Genomic DNA, 17,851 nt, shown 5'->3' with positions numbered 1-17,851 from the left:
AGCCTCTCGAGGTGGTCGAGTGGGTGCCGGTCCGTCGGCGTGGGGCGGGGCGAGCGATCCGTGCTCGCAGGTTTGATCGGTCCCGATGTGGGGGACCTGAGGGAATCGTGGAAGGACCCGTGAAGGTCCAGACCGGAGGCTCAGCAGAGGACGATCGAGAGCCGTCCGGCGCCGTAGCCCGCGATGTCCACGGCGAGGTCCTCGCGACGGCCCAGCGTCAGCGTCCGCACCCGTACGTCGGGTGGCAGCGGCGGGCCGGCCGGGTGCAGGTCGTAGAGCTTGACGTGGGGTGCGTCGTCGACGTTGAAGAGCGAGGCCGCGATGTTGAGGACCTCGTAGAGGTTGTCGCGCAACGTCTCGTCGAGCGCGCCCTCCTCGAGGGCGGCGTCGGCGCTGCCCGGGGGCATGAGGGCCAGGGCGGCACCGGCTCGTGCGGAGAACTCCAGGTCGCAGGCGATGACGGCGCGCAGCTGGAGGGAGTCGTCGGTGTAGAGCGCGACGCTCGCCGGGGTCGAGGGCCCGGGTGCCAGGGGGCCGGTCGGGCTGAGCGTCACGTCCTTGCCGAGGAGCCCGACCAGCAGGTCGCGCACGTCCTTGGTGATCGGCAGGTGCGTGTCGGTCATCGTCATCGGTCTAGAGCCCGATCCCGGCCAGGGCCTCGCCGAACGCCTCGGGAGTGAAGGGTTTGGCGATCAGGAAGGCGGCGCCTGCCTGCGAGGCGCGGGTGCGCATCTCCTCGGAGCCCTCGGAGGTCACGAACCCGAAGGCGACCTGGGAGCCGGAGGCACGCAGGCTGGTCAGGACGTCGATGCCGTTCATCTCCGGCATGTTCCAGTCGGAGAGCACCAGGTCCGGGGACTCGCTGCGCACGAGGTCGAGGGCCTCCCTGCCGTCCTGGGCCTCCACGATGTCGTGACCGCCGTGACCGGCCTGACGCAGGGTGCGGATGACGATCTGGCGCATCACGCGGCTGTCGTCGGCGACGAGGATCTTCATGCTGACTCCCGTTGGTCGAGGGTGTGCACCGGTGCGTCCCGCCGGGCGAGCACGCTGACCCGGAGGGGGGACCCGGCCCAGGTGAGGTCCAGGTGGGAGACCTCGGTGAGGTCGGAGGGCGAGGCGATGGTGCCGCGGGCGACGAGCGGGAGCGAGAGGGCGCTCGGCCCCGGCATCAGGCTCTTCACGTTGCCGCCGATCATGTTGACCAGCTCACCCACGGCGTCGGCGACGTCCTCGGTGCTGAGCGCCTCGCCGGGGGCCACTCCCAGCATCCGCTCGGTGGCGGTCTGGGCGACCAGGTCGGGGATCTCGACGGTCACGACGCCGTTCCAGGCGCCGCTCACGCTCGTGGCGGCCGACCAGGTCACTCCCTCGCCCGGCCCGGTGTCCGGGAGGGCGGGCAGGAGAGGGTCCTCGGGTCCGAGGAAGGTCGTCCAGACCTCGTCGACGACGGCGTGCAGGTCGGTGAAGGAGGGGCCTTCGAGCATCATGCCGGCACCTCCGCCACGAGCAGGCCCAGCAGCTCGAGCTTGTCGACGATGGCGTCGGGGGTGAAGGGCTTGATGACGTACTCGTGGGCACCGGCCGCGAGCGCCCGCACGATCTGGCCGTGCTCGCTCTCCGTCGTCACCATCATCAAGGTGACGTCGCGCCACCGGGGGTCGTCGCGGACCCGCTGCACGAACTGGTACCCGTCCATGACCGGCATGTTCCAGTCGATCAGGCACAGGTCCGGCACGAGCCCGGCCTCGAGGTGGTCGAGCGCGGCCTGGCCGTGCTCGGCCTCGGTCGTGTCGTAGCCGAGGTCCGTGACGATGCGTCGCAGGATCGAACGCATTGCTCGGGAGTCGTCGATGATCAGCGCGTGCATGGGGTCAGGCTCCTGTCGGGGTTGCCGTGGTCGTGGCGGGGGCGGCGGTGTCGGCGGTGTCGGCGGTCGAGCCGGCGGTCGGGACGAAGGGGATCCGGGGCGTCACACGGCTGCCCTCGTCGGTGCTGTGAGGCCGAAGGCCCCGGCGGGCTGGACCGGGCGGTGGACCTGCACACGACCGACCGCCTCGCGCTCCCAGCTGTCGGTGAGGTCGAGGGTGGTCTCGGACGAGCCGAGCAGGAGCGACCCGTGAGGTGAGACCCGCGCGTGCACCCGCCGCAGGATGTCGCGCTTGGTGTCGAGGTCGAAGTAGATGAGGACGTTGCGCAGGAAGACGATGTCGAACGTCGGCAGCGGCGGGAACGTCGTGGCCAGGTTGAGGTGCTGGGTGGTGATGATGCGCCGCAGGTCGGCGGAGACCTCCCACTCGCTGCCGACCCGGGTGAAGTAGCGCACCAGGTGGGTGGCCGGCAGACCGCGGTTCATCTCCACCTGGCTGTAGCGCCCGGCCTTGACCCGCTCGAGCATCGCCGTCGACACGTCGGTCGCGAGGATCTCGGCGGTCCAGCCGAGCGGCAGGTGCTGGTCGAGCAGCATCGAGAGGCTGTAGGCCTCCTGGCCGCTCGAGCAGGCCGCCGACCAGATGGAGATCCGGCGGGTGGCCTGGTTGGCGGCGATCGCTCGCGGCAGGAGCACCTCGGTGAAGGCCTGGTAGGGCGCGTTGTCGCGGAACCAGGACGTCTCGTTGATGGTCAGCGCGTCGATCGCCTTGCGGCGCTCGGCGGCGTCGGACATGAGGCGGCTCACGTAGACGTCGACGTCGGAGTCCCCCGCCTCCCGAGCCAGGGGGAGGAGCCGCGCCTCGACGAGGTACTCCTTGCCCTGCTCGTAGAGCATGGAGGTCTCCCGACGGACGAGGTCGGCCACGTAGCGGAAGCTGGACTCTGCGATGCTCACGAGCCACTCATCGGGATCGCGCCGATCATCCTGAGACGTATCGCTGCGGGACTTGGAGGTTGTCCTCAGTCGGGGGGCTCGGGGGCCGATCTGCCCCTCGTGATCAGAGTTCTGGTAGTTGACGACTCCGCCGTGCTGCGCAGGCTCATCACCTCGGTGCTGGCGCAGGACCCCGCCATCGAGGTCGTGGGAGCCGCGCGTGACGGGGTCGAGGCGATCGAGATGGTCGACGCGCTCGAGCCCGACGCGGTGACCCTGGACGTGGAGATGCCGCGTCTCGACGGCCTCGGCGCGCTGGCGGTGATCCACCCGCGCCACCCGCGGCTGCCGATCATCATGTTCTCCACGCTCACCGAGCGGGGCGCCGCCAGCACGCTGGAGGCCCTCTCCAACGGGGCGTCCGACTACGTGACCAAGCCGAGCAACACCGGCTCCATGGCCGAGTCGATGACCGAGGTGCGCGAGCAGCTCGTGCCGCGCATCAAGGCGCTGGCCGGCGCACGCCGCGTGGGTGCCGCGCGCCCCGTCGTACGACGTCAGCCGGCGCCGCGCCACGCGCCCTGCCAGCTGCTGGTCATCGCCAGCTCGACGGGTGGACCTGACGCGCTGGCCCAGGTGCTGGCCTCCCTGCCGGGCGACCTCCCGGTGCCGGTGCTCGTGGCCCAGCACATGCCGCCGGTCTTCACCACGATGTTCGCCGAGCGGCTCGACCGGGTCTCCGCTCTGTCCGTGCGCGAGGCCGTCGACGGCGACCTGCTCGTCCCCGGCCAGGTGCTGGTCGCCCCGGGTGACCGGCACCTGCGCATCTCGCGGGTCGCCGGCGTGACCCGGGCCCGACTCGACGACGGCCCGAAGGAGAACTTCTGCCGGCCCGCCGCCGACCCGCTCTTCCGCTCCGCCGCCGAGACGTTCGGGGACGGGGTCGGCGCGCTGGTGCTGACCGGGATGGGTCACGACGGCCTCGACGGCTGCCGTGCGATCGCCGACAAGCACGGCCAGGTCCTCGTCCAGGACGAGCTGACGTCGGTCGTCTGGGGGATGCCCGGCGCCGTGGCCAACGCGGGCCTGGCGGACGAGGTGCTGCCGCTGAGCGAGATCGCCGGGCGGCTGACCTCCCTCGTCGCGGGTCCGCTGCTGCAGCGCTGACGGGATCGGGTCGTGTGCCGCTCGCAGCGGCCGAGCGTGGTGTGAGCGCGGTCTGCGACACACGACCCGAGAGGCCGCCGCGACCCGACCCGCCCGACTCGGCCAGGCACCAGGGACACGTCGAGACGCACGAGGGGCCTGACCCGCCGGGTCAGGCCCCTCGTGCGTCTCGGGTGCAGCTCAGGCGCTGATGTCGAAGTAGACCGGTCGGCTCCGGTCGCGGGTCGACACCCGGCCGACGTTGTCGGCGACGGCCTGCTGACGGTGCGTGGCGCCGAGGCGCTCGGCCAGGCTCACCAGCAGCTCCTGCTGGCGGCCCAGGATCTCGGTCGCACGACTGCGCAGGTCCTCGGGAACGGGGCCGGCGAGGCTCGGGACCTCCCAGCCGTCGGTGCGCAGCAGGCCGTCGGTGGCGAAGGCCCGCTCGGCGCGCATCACATCGAGCTCGAGGCGGTCCAGCTCCAGCTGCCAGCTCTCGAAGTGCGTGTCGATCTGGCGGACGACTCCTCCGCGGTCGACGAACACGGCGAGCTCACCCCGCCAGGGCGGACTGCTGGGCGGCCTGGCACCAGGTGGCGCACAGGTCCATGACCAGGTGCAGGCATCCCTCGGTGACCAGGGGGTCCTTGCTGATGTTGGCGCGGATCAGCTGGGTGTGGACGAAGTCGTAGATCGAGGCCAGGCCCGGTCCGCCCTCGAAGTCGTCGACGCGCAGGCTGCTGCGCAGCTCGAAGACGATCTCCTGGGCGTGGATCAGCTGGCGGTTGGCCTCCTCGATCGAGCCCTCGCGCTGAGCCTCGAGCCCCCGACGTACGTCGAGGACGAGGCGCTCGCAGAGCATCACGAGGAGTCGAGCAGGGCTGGCGGTGGCGACCGATGCATCCATGTATGCGGCGCGCGCTGTGGTGTTCATGGGGGTGCCTTCCTTAGCGTTCCCGTGCGGACAGGTGGTGCGGTCGAGCGGTGCTGCCGGTGGTGCCTCAGCCGGAGCTGTTGGTGGGCAGCGAGGAGAGCTGCCCGGCCAGCCACGAGGACTGGCTGGTCATCTGGTTGAGCGCCGTCTCCAGCGAGGTGAACTGGCGGGTGAGCGAGATGCGCCTGAGCTCGAGGCGCTGGTCCCACTCGTCGATGCTGTCCTTCATCCGGGTGATCCCGGAGTTGCGGCCGGTGATGGCGGCGGTCAGGGTGCCGTCGGACGGGTCGCTGGCCCCTTTCGTCACGGTGGCGACACGGTGGGCGAAGCCACCGCCGGCGGTGGTGAACTGCTCGGCGACTCCGGCGGGATCGGCGGCGTAGGCACCTGCGAAGACGGTGGAGTCGAAGGTCAGCTTGCCGTAGCGGTCGACCTGGATGCCGAGCTCGGCCATCGAGGAGCCGTCGGTGGGGAAGACGCTGTCGAGGACCGCGCTGCGCAGGGCCCGCACTCCGGCGTCGCCCATCAGGGGGCCCTTCGTCTTGGTCGCGGAGCCGGCCGCCGACTGAGTGTCGATGTCGGTGAGGAGGCCGTTGACCGCGTCGACCAGGCCCTTGACCGAGGTGCTGATGCCGGCGGCGTCACGGGTGACGCTGATCGTCGAGACCGTGCCGAGGGTGGTCTCCGGGGCGACGGTCAAGGTGAGGCCGGGGACGACGTCGGTGAAGGTGTTGGTGGTCGAGCCGACCGAGATGCCAGCACCGATGTCGATCGCGGCGTCCGTGCCGCTGCGCACCGTGGCGCCGCCCAGCAACGGGCTGAGGTCCTCGGCGGTGAGCGTGAAGTCCTGGGCTGCTCCCGTGGCCGACGACTCGACCAGCAGCCGGTACTGGCCGTCGGACACGCGAACGGCGGCCGCGTGCAGGCCGGTCGCGTTGTCGTGGTCGTTGATGGCGGCGACCAGGCCCGCAAGGGTGCCGTCACCGGAGTCGATGTCGACGGGGGAGCCGTCGAAGCGGTCGAGCCGCACGACGGTGGAGGCGCCGGTGACCTGGTCGGTCAGTGCGGCCGAGGTCGCGAAGCCCAGCTGGTGGGTCTTGGCGACGGCCGTCACGGTCACGGTCAGGTTGGTGGGCGCGAGGTTGCTCCCCGTGGTCACCTTGACGTCGCTGTCCGACGAGGACGAGACGAGCGGTGCCCAGGCGGCGGGCTTCGCGAGCGCCTCTGCCCTGCTGGACAGGACGGCCACCTTGGTGTTGAGCGTCTGGAGCGTGGTGACGAGCGACTGCTCCGTCGCGACGCGGGTCTTGAGCCGACTCTGCGGGATCGCCTCCAGCTGCATGAGCTGGTCGATGATGCTGGCGGTGTCGAGGCCGCTCGAGAGTCCGCTGATGCTGGTCGTAGCCACGATGTCCTCCTGCCCTGCAGATGTGGCGTGCCGGGTGGGGGCGAGCTGGGGGGGTGCTCGCCCCCACCCGGACGAGGGGTGGTGCGGCGCTGCCGCGGAGGCCCCGGACCGGGTGGTCCGGGGCCCTGCGATCAGCCTCGCAGCAGGCTCAGGACGCTCTGCGGGGCAGAGTTGGCCTGGGCGAGCATCGCGGTGCCGGCCTGCGACAGGATCTGCGCCCGGGTGAACTGCATCATCTCCTGGGCCATGTCGGTGTCGCGGATCCGGCTCTCGGCGGCCGAGGTGTTCTCGATGGCCACGTTGAGGTTGTTGATGGTGTGCTCGAACCGGTTCTGCACCGAGCCCAGGTTGGCGCGAGCGGTGGAGACCGCGGTGATCTGTGTGTCGATCGCGCTGATGGCGCTGCGGGCGTTGGCGGCGGTGTTGAAGGAGATGCCGCCGGAGACCGCGGAACCCGCGGCACCACCGGTGCCGGGAGCGGTCGTGGCCAGCGTGCCGCCGTTGGTGGCGTTGACGACGAGCTCGTTGTCCTGGTTGACCGTCGCGCGGAAGTTGGCCGCGAAGCCCGAGTCCCCGTTGAGCTTGTCAGCGACCTCCTGGACGGTGTCGTAGGTGCCGGCGGCACCCATCGCCACCGTGGAGGTCGCGACGACACCGGTCGTGCTGAAGGTGAAGTTGCCGGTGACCGCGGTCGGCGTGACCACGGCGTACTCGTTGCCGCCGCCCGAGGAGAGGGCGGTGGCGACAGCGGCGACGTCGGCGGTGTCGAAGTTGAACGAGATCGTGTTGTCGCCGGACGAGGAGCCGGCGCCGACCTGGAAGGCCAGGGTGTTGGCCGAGCCGTCGAGCAGCTTGGTGCCGTTGAAGTTCGTGGCACCCGAGATCCGCGTCAGCTCTGCCTGCAGCTGCGTTGCCTCACCGGCGATCGCGGTGCGGGCGTCGGCGTTGTTGGTGTCGTTACCGGCCTGGACGGCCAGGTCACGCATGCGCTGGAGGACCGAGTGGACCTCGGTCAGCGCACCTTCTGCGGTCTGCACGACCGAGATGCCGTCCTGGGCGTTGCGGACGGCGACCTTGAGACCGCCGGCCTGCGAGCGCAGGCCCTCGGAGATGGCCAGACCGGCAGCGTCGTCGGCGGCACGGTTGATGCGGAAGCCGCTGGACAGCTTCTCGAGCGACTTGGACATCTGCCCCTGGGTGACCGACAGGTTGCGGTACGAGTTGAAGGCGTCGATGTTCTGGTTGATGCGAAGGCTCATGATGTTCCCTCCTGGTATGAGTCCCACTGGAGTCCGTCCGTGGACTCCGTGGTGTGCTGATCGGTCCCGTCCCCCAGGGCCTGAGGAAAATCTGGACCGTTTTCTTTGCCGGCCCCGCAACGAGCACCGGCCCGCGCCTCGGGGTCGAGGGCGGGCCGGGTCGGTGCGTGAGCCGGTGGGCGGGGCCGTTCAGCCGGTGGCGTCGAGGCGCTGCTTGAGGCCACCGCGCTGCGGGCCGGCGGCGTGCCGCTCGACGACGGCGGCGAAGTAGGCGTCGCGACGACGCGCGGCGCACCCCTCGGGCCGCGGGTGCGGGGCGACCAAGTCGGGGTCGAGCGCGGTGTTGAGGGCGTCGCGGAGCAGCACGAGGGCCTCGGCCCGGATCTGCGAGACCCGTGACTCCGACACGTCGAGCTCGGCGGCGATCTCGGCCATGGGACGCTCGGCGAGGAAGTACTCGGTCACCACGACGCGCAGACGCTCCGGCAGCTCGTCGATGGCCTCGACGAGGTACTGCAGCCGCTCGCGGTGCTCGAGCATGTCCTCGGGTCCGGCGGTCGGGCTGACCAGGGTGTCGGCGAGGCCGGCCTCGGTGGTGCCCTGGAGCGAGAGGACGTTGGCCCGGGCGATGTCCTCGTCGTTGCCCTCCACCTCGGTGAGCGGGATGCCCAGGGCCGAGGCGACCTCGGTGTTGGAGGGGCTGCGACCGAGGGTCACGGCCAGCTGGGCACGGGTGGCGTCCAGGTCCCGGCTCCGACGGCGCACGGCGCGCGACGCCCAGTCGATGCCGCGCAGCTCGTCGAGGATGGCCCCCCGGATCCGGGTGGCGGCGTAGCGCACGAAGGGGACCCCGCGGTCGGCCTCGAAGGCGCGCGACGCCTTGACCAGGGCCATCATGCCGGCCGAGCTGAGGTCCTCGCGGTTCACGTGGGACGGCACTCGGGACATGGTCTCGCGGACGATGTGACCGACGAGGGCGATGTTCTCGACGACGAGGGCGTCGGCTGACTCGAAGCTTGCTGTTGTCTGGCTCACATCCTCATCCTGACCCTGTGGGGAGGATGAAGGAACTATGAAGACGGGTATGAAGGTCGTGACTACCGGGCCCACCCGAAGTGGCCCGATGTGACTAGGAAGCACCCCAGAAACGACCTCTTAGTAGTGCGTCGGCACTGGTCGCGTGTCACCTGCGCACTGCCTCGTCCGATCCGCGGAAGTCCTCAGATCGCGAGGGTCGACGGCCGATAGAGATGCTGTCGGACTCCGCTACAGGTGAGGAAGGAGGCGCGGTCGCGATGGAAAAGCTCTCCCTGATCCTCTGGCGTGAGCGCGAGCTGCTCGGGCTGCTGCTCTACAAGCTGGAGGTGGAGCAGATGGTGCTGGCCGGTGCCCGCTCGCGGTGGCTGATGCGCGCCGCGCAGGAGGTGGAGTCGGTGCTCGAGCTCCTGCGCGAGACCGAGGTCCTGCGTGCGGTCGCCGCCGAGGAGGCAGCTGCCGCCTCGGGCCTGGCGTCCCACCCCTCGCTGCGCGCCCTCGCCGCGTCGGTCGACGAGCCCTGGCGTTCGATCCTGATCGACCATCGTGATGCTTTCGTGAAGATGACCGCCGAGGTGGAGGCGCTGGCCGACACCAACCGCGACCTCATCACCAGCGGCTACCGCGCCGCTCGCGAGGCACTCCTGACCATCGGTGACGCCACCGACAGCTACAGCCCGGACGGGTCCGCAGTCGTGAGCGCGCCCGTGCGGCGGCTGGTCGATCGGAGGCTCTGACGTGGCCGGGACCCTGTCCTCGCTCAACACGGCGCTGACCGCGCTGCGCTTCAACCGCGTCGCCATGGACGTGGCGGCCAACAACATCGCCAACGCGACGACCGAGGGCTACGCCCGGCGTCGTGTGGAGGGCGAGGCCATCGGCGCTCCCGCCCAGCCGGCCCTGTGGTCGCGCTACGACGGGGTCGGCGGCGGGGTCGCCACGGGGGCGACCGAGCGCATGGTCGACAGCTTCCTCGACGCCCGCGCGCGCCGTGAGCACGGTGCCCAGAGCTACCTCGACGTGCGCGCCGGCGTGCTGCAGCGGGTCGAGAGCGGCATCGGCGAGCCCGGGGACAACGGAGTGGCCGCGGCGCTGGCGGACTTCCGCTCGGGCTGGCACGACCTGGCCAACAACCCGGGCGGTGACGCCGCGCGCAGCCAGCTGCTCGCCCGCGCCGAGACCCTGGCCGGGGCGCTGCGCAACCAGGCCACGAACATCGCGACGGAGCAGTCCGACCAGCGCTACCGCCTCCAGGCGATGGTGAGCGAGGTCAACACGGTCGCCTCCGACCTCGCCGCGACCAACGCCAACGTCGCGGTGGCCAAGCTCAACGGCACCGACGCCGGGACCCTGCTCGACCAGCGTGACCAGCTCGCCCTGAGGCTCTCCGAGCTCACCGGGTCCGTCGCCTCCGTGCGCATCGACGGCGGGCTCGACGTCACGGTAGGCGGGGTCGCCCTCGTGACCGGCAAGGACGCAGGCAGCTTCGTCATCTCCGGCGGCGTGACGCCGAGCGGTGGGGACGACGGCCAGCCCGTCAGCTTCACCGTGGTCACCGGCGCCGCGACCGTCGCGGTGCCCACCGGCCTGCGGGGAGAGGTCGGTGCCGTCGCCGACCTGCTGACCACGACGCTCCCGGCGTACGCCGACGGGCTGAGCGCCGTCGCCCGCACCCTGGCCGACACGGTCAACGCCCAGCACGCGGCCGGCTACGACCTGGGCGGGACCGCCGGTCAGCCCCTCTTCTCCTACAACGCCGCCGACGCGGCCGGCACGCTCACGGTCGTCCTGACGGACCCCGCCGCGGTGGCGGCGTCGGGCGTCACCGGCGGCGGGTTCGACGGGTCCAACGCCGACCTTCTCGGGGTGACCGGCCCGGCCGACGGCGACTACCAGCGACTCGTCAACGGCTTCGGCACCGAGGTCGCCTCGGTGCAGCGGCTCGCGGTCTCGCAGAGCCTGCTGACCCACCAGGTCGACGGCGCCCGCGAGCAGCTCTCAGGGGTCAACCTCGACGAGGAGACGGTCTCCATGCTCCAGGCCCAGCGCGCCTACGAGGCGGCCTCGCGGGTCATGAGCGTCATGGACTCCGTGCTCGACACCCTCATCAACAGGACAGGACTGCTGCGCTGATGACCACCATGCGCGTCACCCAGAACATGCTCAGCGACCGCTCGGTCGGCTCGCTGCAGCTCGGACTCTCCCGGCTGGCCAAGGTGCAGGAGCAGATCTCCACCGGGAGGGTGCTCAACCGTCCCTCCGACTCGCCGACGCAGACCACGGCGGCCATGCGGATGCGCTCCTCGATCGCCGACCAGACGCAGTTCGTCCGCAACGCCGAGGACGGCGTCGGCTGGCTGGGCGTCGTCGACGCGACCCTGGGCGGGATGACCGACCAGGTGCGACGGGCCCGGGAGCTGGGCCTCCAGGGGGCGAGCTCCGGCACCACCTCGCAGACCGCGCGCGATGCACTGGCCACCGAGGTCGAGCAGATCCGGGACGGACTCGTCGCGGCCGGCAACACCACGCACCTGGGGCGGCCGGTCTTCGGCGGCGTGACCTCCGGGTCGGCGGCCTTCGACGCGTCGGGCTCCTTCGTGGGGGTGCCGGGCGAGGTCAACCGCACCATCGCCGACGGGGTGAAGGTGCGAGTCGACGTGCTCGGCACCGATGTCGTCGGCCCTGACGGCGCCTCGCTCTTCGACGACCTCGACGCGCTGGTGCTCTCGCTCCGCACCGGCGACACGGCCGGGATCCGCACGGGTCTGTCCGCCCTCGAAGGGCGTCTGGAGGACCTCGGGTCGCTCCGCGCCACCGCCGGTGCGCGCTACTCGCGGGTCGAGCAGGCCGCCCAGCGTGGCCGCGACGCCGTCCTCGACCTCACCACCTCGCTCTCCGAGGTCGAGAACACCGACCTGCCCCGGGCGCTGGTCGACCTGAAGATGCAGGAGGTCGCCTACCAGGCGGCCCTGGCCTCGACAGCCCGCGTCATGCAGCCGAGCCTGTTGGACTTTCTGCGATGATCCGGAGTGCTGCCGCCGTCCTCAGGAGACCCATGCCCGACATCCCCGTGATCGAGCTCGTCCAGCCGCTGCCGGGCTTCCCGGACCTGCGGCAGTTCGCGCTCGTCCAGCTCGACAGCCTCGGCGGGAGCGACGACGGATCCAGCGACGGGCCCGACGACGGGGGCGTGCTGTGCGCCCTGCGCTCCCTGGAGGATCCAGACCTGCGCTTCCTCGTGCTGCCGCCGTCGGCCTTCTTCCCCGACTACGCCCCGGTCATCGACGACGCGACCGTGGCCGAGCTGGAGATCGGCTCCGCCGCCGACGTGCTCGTGCTGGTGGTGCTCAACGCCGGTGACTCGCTCGGGAGCACCACCGCCAACCTGGTCGCGCCCGTGCTGGTCAACACCGTCACCCGCAAGGCGTGCCAGGTCATCCTCGACGATCCCGCGCTCTCCATCAGCACCCCGCTGCTCGGCTGACGCCAGTGATGCGTCCCGTGACGCGCCCGGTGACGCACGGCGGCGCGGGACGTGCCCGCCGTACGCCCGCCCTGGCGGTAGCGTGGGCACCATGCTGGTACTGAGTCGCCGCGCCGGAGAGAGCGTGGTCGTCGGGGACAACGTGACCATCACGATCCTCGAGGTCCGAGGCGACGTGGTGCGCGTCGGGATCGACGCGCCGCGCTCGGTCGCGGTCCACCGTGCCGAGCTGCTCGAGGCCCTCGAGTCCAGCAACCGTGACGCCGCATCGCCCAGCGAGCAGGCCGTCGCCTCGCTCGCCGAGGCGCTGCGCAACCGACCGGAGTAGACCAGCTCGGCCCTCCGTCCGAGGGCCGCCCCGGATCGCTCAACTCCCCGCTGACGGGGCCGATGGGACCTTCAACGCGCTCCGAGCGCAGGGGGAGGACCCATGAACGACGACGCTGAGATCATCCAGGAGTTCCTCGTGGAGAGCCACGAGAACCTGGACCACCTCGACCGTGACCTGGTGGAGCTCGAACGCTCCCCGGGCTCGCGCGAGCTTCTCTCCAGCGTCTTCCGCACCATCCACACGATCAAGGGGACCAGCGGCTTCCTGGCGTTCCACCGCCTCGAGAGCCTGACCCACGTCGGTGAGAACCTGCTGTCCCGGTTGCGCGACGGCAAGATGACGATGGACGCCGAGGTCACCCACGTCCTGCTGTCGATGGTCGACACCGTCCGGGCGCTCCTCGAGGGCGTCGAGCGCAACGGGCTCGACACCGACCCCGCCGTCGACGTCGACGTGGTCGTCGCTGCCCTTCAGCGGGTCCTCGACGGCGAGGGCGCCGCGGCTCCGGTCGACGAGGCTGAGTCGCTCGGCGAGGCAGAGCCGACCGCCGAGGAGCCCGAGCCCGCAGCATTGGCCGATTCCGAGCCCCAGCCCCAGTCCCAGCCCGAGCCCGAGGCCGTCGAGGCCGCGCCGGTCGCTCCGTCCGCGCCCGCCCCCGCAGCGTCTGCCCCCGTACCGCCGGCCGCGGCCGCCGTGGCGGAGGAGGCGGGCGACGGCGCGGAGAAGCGTGGCGTCGTGGACTCCTCGGTGCGCGTCGACATCGAGCTGCTCGACAGCCTCGTCCAGCTCGTGGGCGAGCTCGTCCTGACCCGCAACCAGATCCTCCAGCGCGCCGAGGCCTCCGACGACATCGAGCTCGGCCGGGCTGCGCAGCGACTCGACCTGGTGGCCAGCGAGCTCCAGGAGAACGTCATGCGCACGCGCATGCAGCCCATGGCCCAGGTCTGGTCGAAGATGCCGCGCATCGTGCGGGACCTCGCCCACCAGCTGGGTCGTGAGGTCGAGCTGGAGATGGAGGGCCACGACACCGAGCTGGACCGCTCTCTCCTCGAGGCGCTGAAGGGCCCGCTCACCCACCTGGTCCGCAACGCCCTGGACCACGGCCTCGAGCCGCGCGACGTACGCGTGGCGGCCGGCAAGTCGCCGGCCGGTCACCTGCACCTGCGGGCCTACCACGAGAGCGGCCAGGTGGTCATCGAGATCGCCGACGACGGCGCCGGCATCGACCCGGTCAAGATCGGTGAGGCAGCGGTGTCGCGCGGCGTCATCACGCGGGAGGCCTTCGCCCGCATGGAGCCCCGCGAGGTGCTCGACCTGATCTTCCGTGCGGGCTTCTCGACCGCGGCTGCGGTCACCAACGTCTCGGGACGCGGTGTCGGCATGGACGTCGTGCGCACCAACATCGAGCGCATCGGCGGGAGCGTCGACATCCTCAGCGCCGTCGGGTCGGGCACCACGTGCCGGGTGCGGATCCCGCTCACCCTCGCGATCATCCCGGCCCTCGTCGTGGCCGAGTGCGGTGAGCGCTACGCGATCCCGCAGGCCAACCTCGTCGAGCTCGTGCGCCTGGAGGGCCAGGACCTGCGCGACAGCGTGGACACGCTGGCCGGTGCGCCGGTCCTGCGCCTGCGAGGCCGGCTGCTGCCGCTGGTCTCGCTCGGCGAGACCCTCACCGGGCTGAGACCGGAGACCGACGCCCTGACGGTGGTGGTCGTGCAGGCCGACGACATCCGCTTCGGGCTCTGCGTCGCCGAGGTGCACGACACCCAGGAGATCGTGGTCAAGCCGATCGGTCGCCAGCTCAAGGCGCTGCCGGTCTACGCCGGTGCCACGATCATGGGCGACGGCCAGGTGGCGCTGATCCTCGACGTGGGGGGCATCGCCCGGGTCCGGGCGCTGACGCCCACCGAGTTCACCGACACCTCCGCCGTGGGCGCCGACGTCGGCAGCCAGGCACTGCTGGTGCTGGAGGTCTCCAACGGCCGACGGGCTGCCCTGCCGTTGACCGCGGTCTCGCGGTTGGAGGAGTTCGACTCCTCCCGCATCGAGCGCTCGGGCTCGAGCGAGGTCGTGCAGTACCGCGACGGCATCCTGCGGCTCCTCCGGCTGGCCCCGGCCATCGGTCTCCAGGACACCCCCGGTGACCGCGAGCAGATCTCGGTGGTCGTCCACGAGGAGAACGGTCGCCGCGTCGGGATCGTCATCGACCAGGTGCTCGACGTGGTCGACGAGGCCATCGTCGCGACCGAGGTGGGCCGTCGGGCCGGCGTGCTGGGCTCGGCCGTCGTGCAGGACCGGGTGACCGACCTGGTCGACCTGGACGCCGTCGTACGACCTCTGGAGCTGATCTCATGACGACCACGACCACGACCCGCGAGGTCATGGCCCCCGGCCAGCAGTGCTGCACGTTCTGGGTCGACGGGCTCTTCCTCGGGGTGCCGGTCGAGCAGGTGCAGGAGGTGCTGCGCTACCAGCGGATGACCGCTGTGCCGCGCGCACCGCACGCCGTGCACGGCCTGATCAACCTGCGGGGACAGATCGTCACCGCCCTCGACCTGCGCTGCCGCCTCGGGCTGCCACCCCGTCCCGAGGGAGAGCTGCCCGCCAACGTCATCGTGCGCAGCCGGGGCGAGGTGGTCTCCCTCCTCGTCGACGACATCGGCGACGTGATCGACACGGCCGGAGCCGAGCTGCAGCCCACCCCGGCCAACCTGCCCAGCAGCATCCAGGACGTCGTGCGCGGCGTGATGCCGCTCGACGGGTCGATCCTCCTCGTGGTCGACGCCGACCGCGCGGTCGACGTGGCCACCGCCCCCGAGAATCCCACTCCTGCCCTCACCTCAGCTACCGCACCCCACACCACAACCGGAGGAACACCGTGACCGAGATGGACACCAGGCCCAGCGTCAACGGCCGCAGCAAGCCCAGGGCCGCGGCGGCACCCCAGGCGGTGGACCTCAGGTCACTGCCCGGTGTGCTCGACGCCATCCCGACGCGCGTCATGCTCTGCGACCTCGACCTCAACATCACCTACGTGAACGAGGCCACCCGCGAGGGTCTCCTGCGGCTCGCCGACTGGGTCCCGATCTCGATCGACGAGATCGTGGGCGCCAACATCGACATCTTCCACAAGCACCCGCAGCACCAGCGTCAGCTCCTGCGCGACGGCAGCGACCTGCCGCGGCGTGCCAACATCCAGGTGGGTCCCGAGACCCTCGACCTGACGGTCCACGCGATCCGCGACGAGAGCGGGGCCTACGTCGGCGCGATGGCGACGTGGGACAACATCACCGACAAGCTCGCCGCTGAGCAGCGGTTGGCCGAGTCCGTGCGCGACTCCGGGGCCGTCAACAAGGTGCTGGCCGGCCTGAGCAGTGCGACCTCCGTCGACCAGGCGGTGCAGATCGCCCTCGACACGGTGCGCGCGGAGTTCGGCTGGGCCTACGGGTCCTACTGGGCCATCGACTCCTCCGACAACACGCTGAAGTTCAAGGTCGAGTCCGGCGACGCGGGCGCGGAGTTCCGCCGAGTCACGCTGGCGGCGTCGTTCGCCCGGGGGGTCGGCCTGTCGGGTCGGGCCTGGGCCAACGAGGACCTCTTCTTCACCAAGGACATCGGCGAGATGACCGACTGCGTGCGGGCGCCCGTCGCCCAGCAGGTCGGCGTCAAGTCCGGTGTCTGCTTCCCGCTGATGATGGGCGGCAAGGTCGTGGCGACGATGGACTTCTTCGCCACCGAGACCCTGAGCCCGAGCGTGGAGCGGCTCGACGCGCTGCGCAACGTGGGGCGCTTGGTCTCCGGTGCGCTCGAGCGGCTGGAGCAGGAGAACGAGGCCCGGGAGTCCATGGCGGACAACGCCGCGGTCAACAAGGTGCTGGCCAGCCTCAGCGCGGCGGCCTCGGTCGACCAGGCCGTGCAGATCGCCCTGGACACGGTGCGTGCGGAGTTCGGCTGGGCCTACGGGTCCTACTGGGCCATCGACGCGGCCGACAACACGTTGAAGTTCCGCATCGAGTCCGGCGACGCGGGCGCGGAGTTCCGTCGGGTGACTCTCGAGGCGTCCTTCGCCCGGGGGGTCGGCCTGTCGGGTCGGGCCTGGGCCAACGAGGACCTCTTCTTCACCAAGGACATCGGCGAGATGACCGACTGCGTGCGGGCGCCGGTCGCCCAGCAGGTCGGGGTCAAGTCCGGGGTGTGCTTCCCGCTGATGATGGGCGGCAAGGTCGTGGCGACGATGGACTTCTTCGCCACCGAGACCCTGAGCCCGAGCCCGGAGCGGCTCGACGCGCTGCGCAACGTCGGCCGCCTGGTGTCCTCCGCCCTCGAGCGCATCGAGAAGGAGAGCCTGGAGCGTGCCGCCGCGGCCGAGATGGCCGAGAAGGTCGACGTCGTCCTGGCCGTCGTCCGAGCCGCCAGCGCGGGCGACCTCACCCAGGAGCTCACCGTGGGCGGCGACGACGCGGTCGGTCAGCTCGCCGGCGGCCTCAGCTCGCTGATCACCACGCTGCGCGAGAGCATGATCAACATCGGTCAGACCGCCGACTCGCTCGCGGTCGCCTCCGAGCAGCTGACCATCCTGTCGCAGGGCATGGGGGAGGGCGCGACCCTGACCTCGGACCGTGCCGCGAGCGCCTCGGGCGCCTCGGTCCAGGTCTCGGCCAGCATCCAGACCGTCGCCAGTGCCGCTGAGCAGATGACGGCCAGCATCCGCGAGATCGCCCAGAACGCCACCGAGGCGGCCTCCGTCGCCACCGGTGCGGTGGGCGTGGCCAGCTCGGCCCAGGGCACCGTGGCCAACCTCGGCGAGTCCAGCGCCGAGATCGGCCAGGTCATCAAGGTGATCACCTCGATCGCCCAGCAGACCAACCTCCTCGCACTCAACGCCACCATCGAGGCGGCTCGGGCCGGCGACGCCGGCAAGGGCTTCGCCGTGGTCGCCAACGAGGTCAAGGAGCTGGCCAAGGAGACCGCACGGGCCACGGAGGACATCGGTCAGAAGATCGAAGCCATCCAGGGCGACACCCAGGGTGCGGTCACGGCGATCAGCGAGATCTCCGAGGTCATCGGCCGGATCAACGACATCTCGACCACCATCGCCTCGGCGGTGGAGGAGCAGACCGCCACGACCAACGAGATCGCCCGCAGCGTCACGGAGGCCGCCGCCGGCGCCAACGGGATCGCCTCGGACGTCACCCAGGTCGCGAGCGCTGCCGACGACACCCGTCAGGGTGCGCAGAACACGCTCCAGTCGGCGACCGACCTGGCCACCATGGCCTCCGAGCTCAAGGAGCTGGTCAGCCGCTTCACCGTCTAGCAGGTCGAGTCGGGGCGGTGTTTGACGAACTGTGGAAAAAAACGCCCCCGGGGCGGAAGGGGTGGAACAAAGCGGCGACGCGGCGGAACGGGTGGAACATAGCGCCGCCACGGCGTAAGGGGGGGAACCACGCG

General features: G+C 71.0%; 19 protein-coding genes. 9 read left to right on the top strand and 10 right to left on the bottom strand.

Annotated features, from left to right (window positions below):
* Positions 1-140: 140 nt before the first annotated feature.
* The 5 genes from RMN98_RS12810 to RMN98_RS12790 form a co-directional block, all read right to left on the bottom strand.
* Positions 141-623, bottom strand: coding sequence for a hypothetical protein (locus RMN98_RS12810; protein ID WP_309649199.1), 483 nt, complete (start codon positions 621-623; stop codon positions 141-143).
* A 10-nt stretch (positions 624-633) separates the two neighbouring features.
* The gene (locus RMN98_RS12805; protein WP_309649198.1) at positions 634-996 is read right to left on the bottom strand and encodes a response regulator; all 363 of its coding nucleotides are present in this window, start codon (positions 994-996) and stop codon (positions 634-636) included.
* Positions 993-1,490: a chemotaxis protein CheX gene (locus tag RMN98_RS12800; protein WP_309649197.1), complete on the bottom strand. Its 498-nt coding sequence runs from the start codon at positions 1,488-1,490 to the stop codon at positions 993-995. The genes RMN98_RS12805 and RMN98_RS12800 overlap by 4 nt, the downstream gene beginning before the upstream one ends.
* Positions 1,487-1,870 (bottom strand): response regulator, encoded by a 384-nt coding sequence (locus RMN98_RS12795; RefSeq protein WP_309649196.1) that lies wholly within the window; start codon positions 1,868-1,870, stop codon positions 1,487-1,489. Before RMN98_RS12795 ends, RMN98_RS12800 begins: the two co-directional genes overlap by 4 nt.
* A 102-nt stretch (positions 1,871-1,972) precedes the next feature.
* Positions 1,973-2,827: a protein-glutamate O-methyltransferase CheR gene (locus RMN98_RS12790; RefSeq protein ID WP_309649195.1), complete on the bottom strand. Its 855-nt coding sequence runs from the start codon at positions 2,825-2,827 to the stop codon at positions 1,973-1,975.
* Between the two features lie 99 nt (positions 2,828-2,926).
* Between RMN98_RS12790 and RMN98_RS12785 the strand changes: the two genes are divergently transcribed.
* Complete coding sequence (locus RMN98_RS12785) at positions 2,927-3,973, top strand: chemotaxis response regulator protein-glutamate methylesterase (protein WP_309649194.1); 1,047 nt, start codon at positions 2,927-2,929, stop codon at positions 3,971-3,973.
* A gap of 180 nt (positions 3,974-4,153) precedes the next feature.
* Here the strand turns inward: RMN98_RS12785 and RMN98_RS12780 are convergent, their stop codons facing one another.
* From RMN98_RS12780 to RMN98_RS12760, 5 genes are all read right to left on the bottom strand, one after another.
* Positions 4,154-4,498: a hypothetical protein gene (locus tag RMN98_RS12780; RefSeq protein ID WP_309649193.1), complete on the bottom strand. Its 345-nt coding sequence runs from the start codon at positions 4,496-4,498 to the stop codon at positions 4,154-4,156.
* A gap of 7 nt (positions 4,499-4,505) precedes the next feature.
* Positions 4,506-4,886 carry a flagellar export chaperone FliS gene (locus tag RMN98_RS12775; RefSeq protein ID WP_309649192.1) on the bottom strand — a complete coding sequence of 127 codons (381 nt, stop codon included), beginning with the start codon at positions 4,884-4,886 and terminating at the stop codon, positions 4,506-4,508.
* 67 nt (positions 4,887-4,953) lie between these two features.
* Entirely contained in the window at positions 4,954-6,294 is a 1,341-nt protein-coding gene (gene fliD / locus RMN98_RS12770) for a flagellar filament capping protein FliD (protein ID WP_309649191.1), read from the bottom strand.
* 131 nt (positions 6,295-6,425) lie between these two features.
* Positions 6,426-7,553, bottom strand: a complete 1,128-nt coding sequence (locus tag RMN98_RS12765; RefSeq protein ID WP_309649190.1) for a flagellin — start codon at positions 7,551-7,553, stop codon at positions 6,426-6,428.
* Positions 7,554-7,742: 189 nt separating this feature from the next.
* Positions 7,743-8,588 (bottom strand): sigma-70 family RNA polymerase sigma factor, encoded by an 846-nt coding sequence (locus tag RMN98_RS12760; RefSeq protein ID WP_309649189.1) that lies wholly within the window; start codon positions 8,586-8,588, stop codon positions 7,743-7,745.
* Positions 8,589-8,848: 260 nt separating this feature from the next.
* Between RMN98_RS12760 and flgN the strand changes: the two genes are divergently transcribed.
* The 8 genes from flgN to RMN98_RS12720 all read left to right on the top strand — a co-directional run bounded on the left by flgN (position 8,849) and on the right by RMN98_RS12720 (position 17,717).
* Positions 8,849-9,325 (top strand): flagellar export chaperone FlgN, encoded by a 477-nt coding sequence (gene flgN / locus RMN98_RS12755; RefSeq protein WP_309649188.1) that lies wholly within the window; start codon positions 8,849-8,851, stop codon positions 9,323-9,325.
* Position 9,326: 1 nt separating this feature from the next.
* Complete coding sequence (gene flgK / locus RMN98_RS12750) at positions 9,327-10,721, top strand: flagellar hook-associated protein FlgK (protein ID WP_309649187.1); 1,395 nt, start codon at positions 9,327-9,329, stop codon at positions 10,719-10,721.
* Positions 10,721-11,611, top strand: a complete 891-nt coding sequence (locus RMN98_RS12745; protein ID WP_309649186.1) for a hypothetical protein — start codon at positions 10,721-10,723, stop codon at positions 11,609-11,611. Before flgK ends, RMN98_RS12745 begins: the two co-directional genes overlap by 1 nt.
* 32 nt (positions 11,612-11,643) lie before the next feature.
* The gene (gene fliW, locus RMN98_RS12740; RefSeq protein WP_309649185.1) at positions 11,644-12,072 is read left to right on the top strand and encodes a flagellar assembly protein FliW; all 429 of its coding nucleotides are present in this window, start codon (positions 11,644-11,646) and stop codon (positions 12,070-12,072) included.
* Positions 12,073-12,163: 91 nt separating this feature from the next.
* Positions 12,164-12,400: a carbon storage regulator CsrA gene (csrA, locus tag RMN98_RS12735; RefSeq protein WP_091117148.1), complete on the top strand. Its 237-nt coding sequence runs from the start codon at positions 12,164-12,166 to the stop codon at positions 12,398-12,400.
* 102 nt (positions 12,401-12,502) lie between these two features.
* Positions 12,503-14,758, top strand: a complete 2,256-nt coding sequence (locus RMN98_RS12730) for a chemotaxis protein CheA (protein ID WP_309649184.1) — start codon at positions 12,503-12,505, stop codon at positions 14,756-14,758.
* Positions 14,755-15,285: a chemotaxis protein CheW gene (locus RMN98_RS12725; protein ID WP_309649183.1), complete on the top strand. Its 531-nt coding sequence runs from the start codon at positions 14,755-14,757 to the stop codon at positions 15,283-15,285. Before RMN98_RS12730 ends, RMN98_RS12725 begins: the two co-directional genes overlap by 4 nt.
* Before the next feature lie 5 nt (positions 15,286-15,290).
* Positions 15,291-17,717: a GAF domain-containing protein gene (locus RMN98_RS12720; protein WP_309649182.1), complete on the top strand. Its 2,427-nt coding sequence runs from the start codon at positions 15,291-15,293 to the stop codon at positions 17,715-17,717.
* Positions 17,718-17,851: the final 134 nt, after the last annotated feature.

The sequence above is a fragment of the Nocardioides sp. genome (genome assembly GCF_031397825.1).
GTDB lineage: Bacteria > Actinomycetota > Actinomycetes > Propionibacteriales > Nocardioidaceae > Nocardioides.
This window is presented reverse-complemented; position numbering and strand designations above follow the sequence as displayed.